The organism is Sulfurospirillum sp. UCH001, assembly GCF_001548035.1.
Taxonomy (GTDB): Bacteria; Campylobacterota; Campylobacteria; order Campylobacterales; family Sulfurospirillaceae; genus Sulfurospirillum.
Window position 1 is genome coordinate 2,592,114 of sequence record NZ_AP014723.1, and the last position, 14,450, is coordinate 2,606,563.

At 36.9% G+C, this 14,450-nt stretch carries 13 protein-coding genes; 8 read left to right on the forward strand and 5 right to left on the reverse strand.

Annotated elements, in window-relative coordinates; translation table 11 throughout:
* The first annotated feature begins 2 nt into the window (after positions 1 to 2).
* From pyrE to UCH001_RS13015, 3 genes are read left to right on the forward strand one after another with little or no spacing between them, the layout of a single operon-like run.
* Positions 3 to 611, forward strand: a complete 609-nt coding sequence (gene pyrE, locus UCH001_RS13005; protein ID WP_067178410.1) for an orotate phosphoribosyltransferase — start codon at positions 3 to 5, stop codon at positions 609 to 611.
* 6 nt (positions 612 to 617) lie between these two features.
* Complete coding sequence (locus UCH001_RS13010; RefSeq protein WP_067178411.1) at positions 618 to 1,079, forward strand: RDD family protein; 462 nt, start codon at positions 618 to 620, stop codon at positions 1,077 to 1,079.
* Positions 1,080 to 1,085: 6 nt separating this feature from the next.
* Complete coding sequence (locus UCH001_RS13015) at positions 1,086 to 2,177, forward strand: MFS transporter (protein ID WP_067178412.1); 1,092 nt, start codon at positions 1,086 to 1,088, stop codon at positions 2,175 to 2,177.
* Here UCH001_RS13015 and fliL read toward each other — a convergent pair.
* The 4 genes from fliL to typA form a co-directional block, all read right to left on the reverse strand.
* Complete coding sequence (gene fliL, locus UCH001_RS13020; RefSeq protein ID WP_067178413.1) at positions 2,161 to 2,616, reverse strand: flagellar basal body-associated protein FliL; 456 nt, start codon at positions 2,614 to 2,616, stop codon at positions 2,161 to 2,163. The two genes, UCH001_RS13015 and fliL, sit on opposite strands and share 17 nt — an antisense overlap.
* The gene (locus tag UCH001_RS13025) at positions 2,617 to 3,585 is read right to left on the reverse strand and encodes a DUF3137 domain-containing protein (RefSeq protein ID WP_067178414.1); all 969 of its coding nucleotides are present in this window, start codon (positions 3,583 to 3,585) and stop codon (positions 2,617 to 2,619) included.
* Between the two features lie 7 nt (positions 3,586 to 3,592).
* Positions 3,593 to 4,150 (reverse strand): LemA family protein, encoded by a 558-nt coding sequence (locus tag UCH001_RS13030; RefSeq protein WP_067178415.1) that lies wholly within the window; start codon positions 4,148 to 4,150, stop codon positions 3,593 to 3,595.
* 82 nt (positions 4,151 to 4,232) lie between these two features.
* Complete coding sequence (typA, locus tag UCH001_RS13035) at positions 4,233 to 6,032, reverse strand: translational GTPase TypA (RefSeq protein ID WP_067178416.1); 1,800 nt, start codon at positions 6,030 to 6,032, stop codon at positions 4,233 to 4,235.
* 316 nt (positions 6,033 to 6,348) lie between these two features.
* On the opposite strand from typA, the gene UCH001_RS13040 reads away from it, so the two are divergent.
* The 5 genes from UCH001_RS13040 to thyX all read left to right on the forward strand — a co-directional run bounded on the left by UCH001_RS13040 (position 6,349) and on the right by thyX (position 13,980).
* Positions 6,349 to 7,941: a flagellar hook-length control protein FliK gene (locus UCH001_RS13040; protein ID WP_067178417.1), complete on the forward strand. Its 1,593-nt coding sequence runs from the start codon at positions 6,349 to 6,351 to the stop codon at positions 7,939 to 7,941.
* A gap of 19 nt (positions 7,942 to 7,960) precedes the next feature.
* Positions 7,961 to 8,659, forward strand: coding sequence for a flagellar hook capping FlgD N-terminal domain-containing protein (locus UCH001_RS13045; protein ID WP_067178418.1), 699 nt, complete (start codon positions 7,961 to 7,963; stop codon positions 8,657 to 8,659).
* A gap of 11 nt (positions 8,660 to 8,670) precedes the next feature.
* Positions 8,671 to 10,440, forward strand: a complete 1,770-nt coding sequence (locus UCH001_RS13050; protein ID WP_067178419.1) for a flagellar hook-basal body complex protein — start codon at positions 8,671 to 8,673, stop codon at positions 10,438 to 10,440.
* A 91-nt stretch (positions 10,441 to 10,531) separates the two neighbouring features.
* Positions 10,532 to 13,309 (forward strand): flagellar hook protein FlgE, encoded by a 2,778-nt coding sequence (gene flgE, locus UCH001_RS13055; RefSeq protein ID WP_231963941.1) that lies wholly within the window; start codon positions 10,532 to 10,534, stop codon positions 13,307 to 13,309.
* 56 nt (positions 13,310 to 13,365) lie between these two features.
* Positions 13,366 to 13,980, forward strand: a complete 615-nt coding sequence (thyX, locus tag UCH001_RS13060; protein WP_067178421.1) for an FAD-dependent thymidylate synthase — start codon at positions 13,366 to 13,368, stop codon at positions 13,978 to 13,980.
* Here thyX and ruvC read toward each other — a convergent pair.
* Entirely contained in the window at positions 13,977 to 14,450 is a 474-nt protein-coding gene (gene ruvC, locus UCH001_RS13065; protein WP_067178422.1) for a crossover junction endodeoxyribonuclease RuvC, read from the reverse strand. The genes thyX and ruvC overlap by 4 nt on opposite strands.

Here is a 14,450-nt window from a genome sequence, read left to right on the forward strand (position 1 = left end):
CTATGCAAATCGAAAAAATTTATAAAGACGCTAATGCCCTTTTAGAAGGACATTTTCTACTTAGCAGTGGTAAACACTCACGTTACTATTTGCAAAGTGCTAAAGTATTGGAAGATCCAAAAGTTGCTGAGCAATTAGCTGTTGAATTAGCAAAAATGATTCAGGCGTCTAATCTTGAAATCGATACCATTTGTTCTCCTGCTCTTGGTGGTGTTTTAGCAGGTTATGAACTTGCGCGTGCGCTTGGTAAGCGTTTCATTTTTGCAGAACGCGTCAATGGTGAGATGACTATTCGTAGAGGTTTTGAAGTCAAAAAAGGTGAAAAAATCCTTGTTTGTGAAGATATTATCACTACCGGTGGTTCTGCCCTAGAAGCAGCTAAAATTGCTGAGAATATGGGTGGTGTTATTGTTGGTTTTGCCGCTCTTGCAAATCGTGGTTTTTGTAAACGTGTGGGAAGCAACTTGGAAGGTAAACCTACATGCAAACTTCCTAATGATGCACCATTTTTTGCGCTCGCTGATTTTGAATTTGACATTTATGAACCAAGTGAATGCCCTTTGTGCAAAGAGGGAAGCACTGCATACAAACCTGGTAGCAGAGGAAATTAATTTATAATGCGATGGAGAGCTACCAAGAAAGGCAAAAAAGAGCATAAAAATGCTCTGCCTACTCTTCCATCCATCGCGCCTTTTCAAAAACGCTTTAAGGCGTTTATCGTAGATTCTTTTATGCTTCTCATGCCAATTCTCTACATTGTGTTTTATCTTGTTTATGGCTCTAGAGAAGGCTTTGCAGCACATATGCTTCAAGGTTGGCTTCTAATTCTTATTCCATATGGTATTGTCACAACTCTTTTTTTAAAGCGTAGCGGACAAACCCCTGGTTATAAAGCATATGATCTAATACTGATTGATCTTAAAACACAACAAAAACCTTCTATACTACAACTATGCATACGCTATAGTTTAATGCTTGTAACTCTTTTTAGTCTTATTGGGCTTTTTATACCTTTGATGCGAAAAGATAGGCTCTCTTTTTACGATATTGGAAGTCATAGTGCTCCTGTTTGTAAGTGAGCATGCATGATCTTTTTTAAAATTTCTGGTTTTTTCTTTTTTTATTTCGTCGTTACGGGCGTTTACGTCATTTTCATGCCAAAGATTTTACTCCTACTTGGTTACAGCGCACCCCAAATCGGGGCTATCTTTGCACTAGCTCCTCTTATGCGTTTTTTTGTTCCTTTTTTCTTTCTCAAACATTTTGAACTAACACAAAAAGTCTTTTATACAGCCCTTGGAGGGGCACTTTTTTCCATTGTAATGTTTTATCCAACCATTCATCACTTCTATCTTTTTATGCTTCCAAATATGCTCCTAGGAGCCTGTTTAGGGATGATTTTGCCTTATGTTGAAACCTATGCAATGGAGCACTTGCAAAAAGAGCGTTTTGGCAGATCACGTCTTTTTGGCTCTATTGGTTTTATGCTTATTGGTATTATCCTTGCACGTCATTTGGAAGATTACACCAATGGACTGCATTATTTGTTACTTGGTATTAGTTTAACTGCTTTTTTTGCTTACTGGCTTACCAAAAACAATACTCACTTTGCAAATACAGATGCCAAAAAAGAGGAACCTTTTCACTTTTTTCACCTAAAGTATTTATGGCTTAGCCTCTTTCTTTTACAAGTTAGTTTTGGCGCATTTTATAACTTCTTTACCATTTATGAAACAGCGCATGGCATTAGCCTTGAAACGACCAGTTATTTATGGGCTTTTGGTGTTATTTGCGAAATTATACTCTTCTATTTTCAAGCGCCATTGCTTCAACGATTTAGTCTTTTAGCCTTAGTGAAATTAGGCGTATTTCTTACGGCACTTCGTTGGTTTTTACTCTTTGCCTTTCCTTCATCACTCTTTATCTCGTATGCAGCACAATCTTTGCATGCATTTAGCTTTGCCTTGCATCATACGGCCGCTCTAAGCCTTTTATATACGTTTTATGCACACAAAAAACTTGCAGCTCAATTTTATTATGGTTTTTCATTTGGGTTAGGAGGCTTTGTAGGCGCCTTGATGGCTGGGTATTTTTATGGGGAATATCTCTACTTATACGCGAGTTTTATTGCATTACTCTCACTTGTAAGCTTAGTGCTTTTCAAGGAGAAAGAATAAAGTTTTTAATATAAATTGTTTCTATTTCATATCCAAACGTACTTTCTAACATATCAATCAACTCTTCTTTAAGACGCTCTTTCCCACTCACTGTTTCCAAACCATTGGCATCCATAGCATTAAGATACTGTAGTACGGAATTTCTTACATTATCCATATTGTTTTGAAGTGCCTTTTTACTATTGGCATTTTTCAGTTTTAACGCAATATCGGCTTTGAGAATTTTGTATTTTTGTGAGCGAATATTGATATAGATCGTATCAAGACTCAGTTCTTTGACATCCGTACTGGTGTTAGTAGCGCGTTTTGTGCTAGGAGAAGAGGTATATGAAGGGGTACTATTGTCATCGTTTAACATATAGTTAATCGTAAAAAAACCTACAATAATCAATAAAAGAATAAAACCTAAAGAAATTTTGAGTAGTTTTTCATTAAACATTTAGCGTTTACTCCATAATTTTTCATTGAGTTTAAATTCAGTGACAATGCTTGTAATCATCACTAAAAGTTCAAAATAGTCTTTGATATAATCAAATTCCAATAATGAACGTGATAATATCGGCTCAAATAGCGGTTTATTGTAATGAAGCGCTAAAAAAAGTTGAGAATCGATAAACGAAAGATACAATGGCTTGTCAATTTTTTTGCGAAACTGAACAATATGCTCCATTAAAGTGTGAGATAAAATGTAGCGACTTTCGATTTGGTCACTGCCATAGACTACAAAAAATTTCTCAAATTCCATATGATCAAGTTTAATAAGCTCACCTCTTTGGATATTCATTCCTTGTATCCATGAACCTAAAACACCCAAATTTCGTTCCGCAATATCAGGGAGTACCACAACTTTTGAATGGAAATTTTTGTTAAAGTCCGCTCTAAAAAAAAGCCCTTTGAAAATATCACTCCACTCTTCTTGCCCATTTTTAGTACGTATTTTTTTTTCGACATGCAAATCACAAAATCGTACATCAACACCTTCTATCTTTCCATAAATAAGATCGTTACCGGAAAAGCGATCATACGACTCTAAAAAAAGCTCACTTTGTTGATATTCATGTTCACTCATGGAATTGTTCTTATCATACAACAAAGAAGGATCTAAAAAATGGATAATTTTCTCAATAACCTGATCTTTAAACAACATGCCATAGCCTGCACTTTCATGCCTGTAAACAAACATAAAAGCTAAAAAAGCCAACATTGCAGAGATAAGGGCTGCATGTAACGGTTTAAAAAATGCGTTTTGATTTAAAAAAAGAAAAAGGAGTACTGCAATACCACACAAAATCAATGCAGCTTTTTTAAGTGTAAAAAGTGTGCGTAAACGCTTCTCTTCTAAAACTTTCAAAGAAGGATACATCGAATCATAATAGTAATCCATCAATGAAGCAAGATTTGTCTTCAAGACTTACCTAGTTTTTAAAAAGATTTTTTACATCAACGTTTGCGCGTTCACTAGAGGGAACACTAAAAACTTCTTTACGTTCCAGTTTCATAAGATTTGCCATAAAATTGGTTGGAAACATCTCTATCGCATTGTTATAATCCGTCACACTTTGATTATAAGCTCTGCGTGCGGCTGATATTTGCTCTTCAAGCTCATTTAGTGTACCTTGAAGATGTAAAAAATTTTCATTGGCTTTTAGTGTAGGATAATTTTCAACCGCTACCATAAGATTTCCAAGCATGGAAGAGAGCTGTTTTTCTAACGCTATTTTGGCACTATCATCTAATGTGTCACGCTGCCCTTTTGTACGAAGTTCTGTAATTTTTTCAAGGGTAATACGTTCATGCACCATGTATTCTTTTACACTTGCTACAAGATTAGGAAGAAGATCGTACCGTTTTTTGAGGATGGCATCAAGTCCCGCAAAGATATTTTCGACTTGATTTTTTTTGGAGATAAGCGTGTTATACATAAACACGATACTAAGAAGAATGAGACCTGCAACAATCAAAAACGTTTCCATCGTAACTCCTTTGTATTGCTCAGATGTATTATACGATTTTGCCATCACTTTGATGGCAAAATCTTTTACATGAAACTATTACTTAACGACTCATACGTTTACGTACAGTTGGATCAAGGTATTTTTTACGAATACGAATGTTAATTGGTGTAACTTCAACTAACTCATCGTTTTCAATCCACTCAAGTGCAAGTTCTAAGTTCATTTTGCGTGGTGGAATAATTTTGATCGCTTCATCAGCACCACTACTTCTAACGTTACTTTGTGGCTTACCTTTGATCGGGTTAACATCAAGATCATTTGGACGTGAATGCTCACCAATGATCATACCAGAGTAGACTTTCATTTGTGCATCTACGAAAAGAACGCCACGCTCTTGTAAGCTGAAAAGTGAATAACCCATCGCTGTTCCTGTTTCCATAGAAACAAGTGCGCCGTTTTTACGGTGTTCAACTTCGCCACTGAGTGGGCGAAATTCTAAGAATGAGTGGTTCATAACACCCTCACCTTTAGTATCTGTCAAAAACTGACCACGGAAACCAATAAGTCCACGTGCAGGAATTTCAAACTCAATACGTGTTTGACCATCACCTGTTGGGTTCATCGCTTTCATTTCCGCTTTTTTACGACCTAATTTTTCAATAACTGCACCTGTAAATTCATCTGGTACATCAATAACTAAGTGTTCGAATGGTTCCATTTTAATACCGTTTTCTTCTCTAACGATAACCTCTGGACGACCAAGAGAGAATTCAAAACCTTCACGTCTCATGTTCTCAGCCAAAATCGTAATTTGAAGCTCACCACGACCTGAAACTTTGAATTTACCCTCTCCTGCACTCTCGTATTTCATCGCGATGTTTGTTTTCATCTCAGATTCTAAACGCTCAGCAATTTTGTTTGAAGTAACATACTTACCATCAAGTCCAGCAAAAGGAGAATCGTTAACCGCAAAAACAACAGAAAGGGTTGGTTCTTCAATGTGCAATGGGTCAAGTGGCATTGGGTTACTTGGATCAACAAGGCTATCACCCACGTCAAGTGTCTCAAAACCTGCAACGGCAACGATGTCACCACTTTCAGCTTCGTTGATATCAATTCTATCCAAACCGTGAAAACCAATCAGTTTTGAAACACGTCCACGAACCTGTTCACCATCGGCTTTTGCAAGTAAAACGGTCTCATTTTTCTTAATGGTTCCATTAAAAATACGAGCAATACCAATTTTACCAACGTAGTTATCATAATCAAGGGTAAATACTTGAAGTTGAAGTGGATTATCAACGCTACCTGATGGTGCAGGAACGTGCTTGATGATGGTTTCAAACAATGGTTCAAGGTTTTTATTTTCATCGCTCATATTGTATTTTGCATAACCATCACGTGCTGCAGCATAAACGATTGGAAATTCAAGTTGATCTTCATTTGCACCAAGGGCTACTAAAAGGTCAAATACTTCATCCACAACACGATCAGGATCTGCCGCTGGTTTGTCGATCTTATTAACAACAACGATTGGGCAAAGACCTAAACTTAGGGCTTTTTTAACAACGAATTTTGTTTGAGGCATAACACCTTCTTGTGCATCAACAAGAAGTAAAACGCCGTCAACCATTTTTAAAACACGCTCAACCTCACCACCAAAGTCGGCGTGGCCTGGAGTATCGATAATGTTAATTTTTGTATCTTTATAGCGAATAGCTGTATTTTTTGAAAGAATGGTAATACCACGCTCTTTTTCAAGATCGTTGCTGTCCATTGCTCTTTCTTCAACTTTTTGGTGTGCTGTAAAGGTTCCTGATTGTTTCAACAACTCATCAACTAATGTTGTTTTCCCGTGATCAACGTGTGCAATCACGGCAATATTTCTAAAGTCTTGCAAAAAATTCTCCTCGTGAACTTAACTTTTACATCTCAGATAAAACGTACGGATTGGTAGTTTGATAGAAGTAAATATGCTTTATTATACCACATTCTTACTAAAATTAAAATATCCTTATATGGACAACAATCATTCTAACAATTTTTTAAAATGGAATGAGTATTGCTTGTTAAGAGCGTGGAATTATCTCTAATGGTTAACACACTATGGGTAATTCTCTCGTAAAAAGACAAAATTCAGTGCCCTAGTGGCTAACATTGTTTTGCAAGTTTGACTTGAAAAACAGTATAAAAAATAAAATAATAAGGCAATGGCAATGCAAGATATTCTCTCTTTTGTTCAGGCTCCAGCCCCTGTAACTCTTGCGCCTTCTACAACTGAAACACCTAAAAGTGAGAGTGGTGACGGTTCATTTTCAGAAAGTTTTTTCTCAATGATTCTTGGACAATATACCAAAGAAAATGAACAAACAGAACTCAGTGAATTCACTCAAGAACTTCCTATAACTACAGTAGGAGAAGGTACACTAGACCTTGCAGCTCATGAACAAGAGGCTAAAAGTATTGATGAACATCTCTTGGATGATCTTTTAAGTGTGGTAAATGCCCTACAGCAAGATCCAAAAACAACAACATTTCCAACACTCAATGCTTCACCTGCATTAGAAAAACTTCTTGTAAGTGAAACAACGCGTCAAGAATTTGCAAGCGTTAAAAGTGTCAGTGATTTGATGGATTTATCGCAAAAGTACAATCTAGGCTTGGAGAAGCTTTCAATCTCTCAAGAGAGTTTGGAGAGCCTTCAAACAAAGTTTCCAAAACTCACTCAAAATAACTTTTTTGATGACCTAAAAACAGCACTTGATGCAACGCAAAATTTAGAAGATAATACGATCCCAAAAGCAGCAACGACAAATATTATGACTCTTTTGGATAAACAGCCTTCAAAGCCAGAAACAACGCCTACAGCATCAATGCTCAGTACACTTATAAATACAACTCCTACTCAGAGTAAAACAGTAGAAGATACCAAAGTTGTAGCAAATACTCCTGTTGTTCAAGAACCACTGATAGTAAATGAAAAGCAACAAAATCCTTTAGCGCAAGCCTTGCAGATGCCTAAAGAAGAGAGTGTTCAAGCAACTATAACGCCTGTTGTTGAAACACCAACACCAAAAGCGACCACAACTAACCATGAAACAAAAAAGAATGCCGCGTCAGCTGTTTTAGCAGAAAGTATCCCTGAAGAAGAGCCTGTTCAAATGGCATCTACACGTGTTACTGAGGTTAAAAAAGAGTCTTTATCTACCTCTGAAGAAGATTCTGTAGATTTAACATTAAAAGTATCAAAACCTGAAAAAAAAGTTGAAGAATCTACACCAGAAGATACAACACAAACACAAAAAATTGTCAAAAATGAAGAAAATGAAGTAACACAAACCTCATCGGATGAATCACAACCTATCACAGATGTTAAAAATGATATCAAAGTCAATAATAACAAAGACATACCTGTGAAAAACACTCCCGTAAAAGAGAGTTTAAACCAGTTTGCAAGTGATTTAAAAGAAAAAATTGAAGCGTATAAACCGCCTATTATGAAAGTCGAACTCTCTCTAAGCCCTAAAAGTTTAGGAGATGTTGACGTTACATTATTGACACGAGGCAATAATTTACATGTAAATATCTCTTCTAACACAAGTACGATGTCGCTCTTTACACAAAATCAAAATGATGTCAAAAGTGCGCTTATCAATATGGGCTTTACGAATTTAGAGATGAATTTTAGTGATCAAAACAACAAAGAACAAGCACAACAAAACAATCAAAAACAGAATAATGGTAACTTTGAAGAGTTTAACGAGGAAGAGACTGCTCTTTTAGAAATCATCATTCCTCAATATGTATAGAGTATAAAAAGGATACATTATGGCAACAGTAAATACAAAAGGCTATGAAAGCCTTCTTAATCCAGGCACAGCAAGTTCGACAACAACAAAAGAGGCAGCAAAAACAGGTTCTTCCGATACGCTAGGTAAAGATGACTTTTTAAAACTTCTTCTTACAGAGCTTCAGCATCAAGATCCTACAAGTCCTATGGACTCAGACAAGATTTTAACACAAACCTCTCAGCTTGCAACGCTAGAGTCTGCAACCAAAACGAATACTGCGTTGGAGAATTTATCAACGCAACTCAAAGAGAGTGTAAGCTCTAATGCAACAAACTTAATCGGTAAAATGGGAAGCTTGGGTTATAACGCGATAACACTCTCAAACAGTAAGTCAACCTATGAAGTCTATTTCCCAACAGAAATCAAAGATGGAACACTTACAATCAAAGATGCCAATAAAAATGTTATCAAAACCGTTGATCTTGGTGATGTTGCCGCTGGTAAAAGCGGTGTTTTATCTTTTGATTGGGATGGTTCCGACAATGATGGTAATCTTGTAAAAGATGGTTACTACAGTGTTACTGCGGACTATGTCGATAAAACCGGTGCTTCTAAAACAACACAATTTGGTGTTTATCCTGTTGAATCCATTCGTTATGACAATGGAAGTTCTTATGTCAAACTTGGTTCTAACTATTATCCAATTAGTGATGTTGTTGAGTATTACCAACCATAAAGGAAACTCCAATGAATAGCTCTTTTTACAACGGTGTTTCAGGTATTAAAACACAACAGTTTGCAATGGATGTTCAAGCCAACAATATTGCAAATGCCAATACCAATGGTTATAAATACAGTAGTCCTGAAATTTCATCTCTCTTTTCAACAGCATTAACCGGTGCTTATGCTTCGTACTCAAATGACAAAGGTCTTGGAGCACAAAGTCAAACAACCGCTCTCAATCTTGGACAAGGTATTCTTGAAAATACAGATAGCCCTTTTGACCTTGCTATTCAAGGTGATGGTTGGTTTGGGATTAAAGGACAAAATACTGCTAAGACATATTACACACGTGCGGGTTCTTTTTCACTTGATGGACAAGGCTCTTTAGTGAATGCTGATGGCTACTACCTCATGGCAACATCTGGCAACAATATGACACCGACAACACTTGATGATGCAACGCTTGCTAAATTTGGAACGTATTATAAATCCACATCAACTACTCCTGTAACGCCTTATGCCATTACACCTATGGATGACGTCCCTTTAGGAAGTGTTGGGGGCCAAACAAAAATCACATTGCCCGATATTCTTTACTATCCACCAGTAGCAACATCTAAAGTTTCCTACGGTGCTAATCTTGATCCAAAAGTTGTCACGGATGCCGTTGTAGTTCCTCTAAATGCAGCTGATTATACTGCTACTGTCACACCAACTGCTTCAGGAAAAGCCAGTTTAAGTGGAACCATTAACAATACGACAGCGCTTCAAAACCCTAAAGAAGGCGATGCTGTTACGATCACATTTACTGATGTCAATGGAAAAACACAAAAAATATCTACAAAACTTGATGCCTCACTCAATTGGAGTATTTCTAATGCTGATGTCGGTACTCTCGATACTACATCAGACTTAACAGCAAGTGTTTTGGTTACATCGACACAAGAAGTTGCCAATACAGAACATTTTACAACAGGAATCATCGCACCTGATGGTACGAAAGATATTATTGATATGACCTTTACAAAGCAAGTTCCACAGGGTTCTTCAGGAAGTACGTGGGATGCTAGTATCAAAATACTGAGTTACTTAGAAGATTATGTTGTTGAAAACTATGACTCTACAAAAACTTACGATACTTCCATATACAATGTAGATACGGTAAAAGGAACAGTGACAAAGATTTATGATCCTACCCTCTATTATGTCGATACCACAACCAAAAAAGTCTATGATATTGTAGATACTCAAACAGGTGTGCTCACATTTGGTGGGGCAGGACAGCTTTTATCCAACTCTGTTCCAGCACTCAATAATGGTGGTACATCACTAGAACTTAATCTTGGTACTGTTGGTAAATACGATGGACTCATTTCAAGCACTACTATCAAAAAAGCCAATGTTGTAACTGCAAATGGTTCTATGGAAGGCTTTTTAACGGGCTATGCCATGGATGGAAATGGTAACATTGTTGCAGAATTTAGCAATGGCAAAAGCTCAGCTATTGCAAAAGTTGCCGTTTATCATTTTCAAAATGATCAAGGTCTTTTACAAGACTCTGCGACACTCTTTGAAGCATCTGCTAACAGTGGAAAACCCATTTTTTATACTGATAAAAATGGCGAAAGTTTTCTAGGTTCTACTATTTTTAGTAACAAATTAGAAGGTAGTAACATTAATATGGCAACGGCATTAACAGAGCTTATTATTGTCCAAAAAGCATTCGATGCAAGCTCAAAGAGTATTACTACAAGTGATGAACTCCTTCAAAATGCAATTAACATGAAAAAATAAAAGTAAACAACATTTTCATGGAATAAAAATTGCTTTCACTTAGTACGAAATTTATAAAAACAAAAAGTAACTTTAAAAAGGATACGCTATGATGAGATCACTCTGGGCCGGCGTTACCGGATTGCAGGCACACCAGATCGCAATGGACGTTGAAGGTAATAACATCGCAAACGTTAATACCACAGGCTTTAAATATTCTCGTGCAAATTTTTCTGATCTCTTAAGTCAAACAGCTAAAATTGCTACTGCTCCACAAGGTGAACTTGGTGGTAAAAATGCAATGCAAATTGGACTTGGAACACAAATAAGTACAGTAACAAAAATCTTTAAACAAGGTTCTATCGAAACAACAGATAAAACAACCGACCTTGCAATTCAAGGTGATGGATTTTTTATTGTTTCCCCAGATGGAGGAAGCACCTATAAATATACAAGAAGTGGTGACTTTACATTTGATGCTAATGGTAACTTTGTCGATACAAATGGTTACATTGCACAAGGTTGGACACGAGATGAAAAAACACTTGCTATTGATTCAACCTCTCCAATTGCAAATATCACTATTCCACCAGGATTAACAACACCTGCGAATGCTTCTAAATATATTTCAATTAAAGCAAACCTTGACTCAGGTGATAGCGTTGGTACGCATAAATCGGTTATTTACTCACTAGACTCAAACCATGGTTGGGCTGATGTGAATGGTAATGGTATCCAAGAGGCAACTGAAACACATGATGAGGATGATGTTGGTAGTAATATGTTTGACACCAGTAAAAAACTCTATGAGCGCGGACAAGATTTTGGAGCGCTTTTTAACTCTGATGGAAAAGCATTCAATCTTACAACAGGACAAGGTATATGGACAAGTTTTGCACAAGCAAGAACCAATACCGTTACTATGACAGCTCCGGGAACAACGGTTATTGACCTAGTGTTAAATGGTGAAACTATTACAGGTAGTATCACATCAACAGATGCTCCAACAGTTGCATCGTATGTTGCTGGCTTAATCAATGCTAAAACAGCAAAAACAGGTGTTGAGGCAAATATTACAGGCGGTACAGGACTTTATCTTACAAACAATAACCAAACAGGTACTGAAGCTGCAACAAAAAATATTAAATTAACCAAAGGTGGAACGGATACAACTGCATTAGCTTCTACTAATGTTATTACAGCATATCAATATACATATACCTCAAGCCCACTTAATACAACACATAGCTATAATGATGGTGCAGAAAGAACATTTACAACAACAGAAGATTTAAGAGAAGCACTCCAAAAAGATGCAAGACTTTATGTTGATTATACAGGAGATGGTGCAGCTGACAAAAATGATGGTGTTACCGTAAAAGTTAACAGTACAGGTCAATTTGAAATTTCAAATCCTGCAGGCGATGCCTTTAATGCTGATGATGGCGATGTTGTCGATAGTACATTAGTCACACCTATTACAATGACTTCAACTGCCCTTTCAACTGCGCTATCATCACAAGCTATCTCTTTTCCTGCTGGTACTACCTTAACATCTAGATTTTCTCCATCAGCCAATACAACCGTTAATGGTGTTGTTTATGGGCCAACAGGTGCTGGTGGTACTACTATTCCTGCTGGAACATTACTTACAACAGCAGTGACTATTCCTGCTGGTTCAGCGGCTTATTCTGCAACAAGTGGTGAATTAAATACGGCTCTTGGTCTTGGAGCCATTACTTTTCCAGCTGGCTCAACATTATCATCAGCTATTACACCACTTACTGCTACTACTGTTAATGGTGTCGTTTATGGACCTGTTCCTGCTCCTGGTGGAACTACTATTCCTGCTGGAACTCTACTTACTAATGCGGCAACTATTCCTGCTGGTTCAACCGTTGCAGCTGGACCAGACACACCAATACCTGCAGGAACTATTTTACCAGCTGGAGCAACTTTTGCAGAAGCTGCTCTTATTACTACACTTCCAGCTGGTACAAATTTCAAATCAGCAGACGATTTTGACCTTTATTTAACCGTTACAAATCTTACCAATGCAAGCAATAACATAGCTGCAAATAATAACTTTAGTACAACCATTAATGCTCTTCAAGGAACATTAACATCAGGTACATCTGTTAGAACATCTCAAGCCGTTTATGCAGCAAGCCATGCATCTAGTATTGATGTATATGACTCATTGGGTTCTAAACACACCGTAAGATTTGAATTTACAAAAACAGGCTTTACTACTGATGGTGGTACTGAATGGTCAGTACTCATTTCTGTTCCAGAACCAGGCGATATCAATCTTGGAAACTTCCCTGAAAATATTGTTACAGGAACCGTTAGCTTTAATTCCGATGGTTCTTTAGCAACTTATTCGCCAAGAAGCCTTACCTATACAGCAAATAATGGTTCAACTCCAAATCAAAATGTTGAACTTAAATTTGGAACACTTGGACAATTTGATGGTATGACCAGTTTTGATAAAGACTCTAACACTTCAGGTATTAGCCAAGATGGTTATGCGGGTGGTGATCTTAATGGTTTAAGTGTTGATGAGACAGGTACAATTATTGGTAGTTTTACCAATGGTAGAAGCTTTGCACTCGCACAAGTAGCTATGGCAACCTTTACCAACAACCAAGGTTTAGAGAGCGATGGTGGTAACTGTTTTGTACAAACTTCAAACTCAGGTGATCCTATTGTTGGACAAGCAAGCACAGGTGGTAAAGGTTCTATTCAAGCAAGCTCGCTTGAGATGAGTAACGTTGACCTCTCACGTTCTTTAACACAACTTATCGTTATTCAAAGAGGGTATCAAGCAAACTCAAAAACCATTACAACTGCCGATGAAATGTTGAACACCCTTCTCCAACTCAAATAGATTTTTTTAGCTTCAATATACTACAATGAGTCCCAAAAAAATTTGGGACTCAACACATGAAAATTACACTAAACCACTACACTCCCCTACTTATTTGTGCTGATGCTATTCGTACCTGCTGGCAAAGTTTTGACAAAAGCGATGAAGGTGGCGAAAAAGATAAAGAGCTGATTGATCGTGTTGGCAATAAATTCAAACACGCTTCAACCTTAGAACATTTGGTTTATAACTTCTATATCGAAGGTATTTCACGTGCACTTCTTCAAGAGCTTGCACGCCATCGTATGGCTTCACTTTCAGTGAAATCAACACGTTATACACTCAAAGAGCTCAAAAACGAAGAGAATTTTTCTTCTAAAGATAGTGAACGCGCTGCAAAATACTTAGTATTAACAGGTGTTGAGATGGTCGATGAAATGAGCATTAAAGCACTTGAAAATCTCCGTTTAGTTCTAGTTGAGGGCATTAGCAACGATAAGGCAAAATACTGCCTTCCAGAGAGCTATAAAACAGAACTTACATGGACAATCAATGCAAGAAGTCTTCAGAACTTTTTAACGCTTAGAAGTGATAAAAGTGCCCTCTGGGAAATTCAAAATCTAGCGCATGCGCTTTATGATGCACTACCAGAAGAACACAAATACCTCTTTAGCGTTAAAGATCCTTCTTAATTTACTTTTATTCTTTGGGCATGAGTAATAGCTATAGCTATAGCATCACTAATGTCCAAAGGCTTTATCTCTTGTTTTATTCCTAAAATCTTCTTCACCATAAATGCTACTTGCTCTTTTGCCGCTTTACCATTTCCCGTCACTGCTTTTTTAACTTGTAAGGGTGTGTATTCACTAAAGTTGCCAAAAACCTGTAAAATTTTAAGACTTAAAGCTCCTCTAAATTGTGCTAATTTTAGAACTGTTTGAGGGTTATAAGCATAAAAAATATCTTCTATAGCTACTTCATCAATTTTATGTTGTTTAAAGATGGTATCAAGCCCTTCAACAAGCTCCATTATCTGATGTTGAAGTACTTTTTCTTTAATTTTAATCAGCCCTGCTTCTACTAAAATAAGACTGTTTTTTTCTTTTTTTACAATAGAATATCCACAATTACGTGTACCTGGATCAATACCTAAAATAACCAA

Excerpts from the sequence above, each read along its gene's own strand:
- UCH001_RS13050 (WP_067178419.1), top strand. The coding sequence starts at position 8,671 with ATGAATAGCTCTTTTTACAACGGTGTTTCAGGTATTAAAACACAACAG.
- fliL (WP_067178413.1), bottom strand. The coding sequence starts at position 2,616 with ATGTTTAATGAAAAACTACTCAAAATTTCTTTAGGTTTTATTCTTTTA.
- UCH001_RS13010 (WP_067178411.1), top strand. The coding sequence starts at position 618 with ATGCGATGGAGAGCTACCAAGAAAGGCAAAAAAGAGCATAAAAATGCT.
- flgE (WP_231963941.1), top strand. The coding sequence starts at position 10,532 with ATGAGATCACTCTGGGCCGGCGTTACCGGATTGCAGGCACACCAGATC.
- pyrE (WP_067178410.1), top strand. The coding sequence starts at position 3 with ATGCAAATCGAAAAAATTTATAAAGACGCTAATGCCCTTTTAGAAGGA.
- UCH001_RS13045 (WP_067178418.1), top strand. The coding sequence starts at position 7,961 with ATGGCAACAGTAAATACAAAAGGCTATGAAAGCCTTCTTAATCCAGGC.
- UCH001_RS13040 (WP_067178417.1), top strand. The coding sequence starts at position 6,349 with ATGCAAGATATTCTCTCTTTTGTTCAGGCTCCAGCCCCTGTAACTCTT.
- thyX (WP_067178421.1), top strand. The coding sequence starts at position 13,366 with ATGAAAATTACACTAAACCACTACACTCCCCTACTTATTTGTGCTGAT.
- UCH001_RS13015 (WP_067178412.1), top strand. The coding sequence starts at position 1,086 with ATGATCTTTTTTAAAATTTCTGGTTTTTTCTTTTTTTATTTCGTCGTT.
- UCH001_RS13030 (WP_067178415.1), bottom strand. The coding sequence starts at position 4,150 with ATGGAAACGTTTTTGATTGTTGCAGGTCTCATTCTTCTTAGTATCGTG.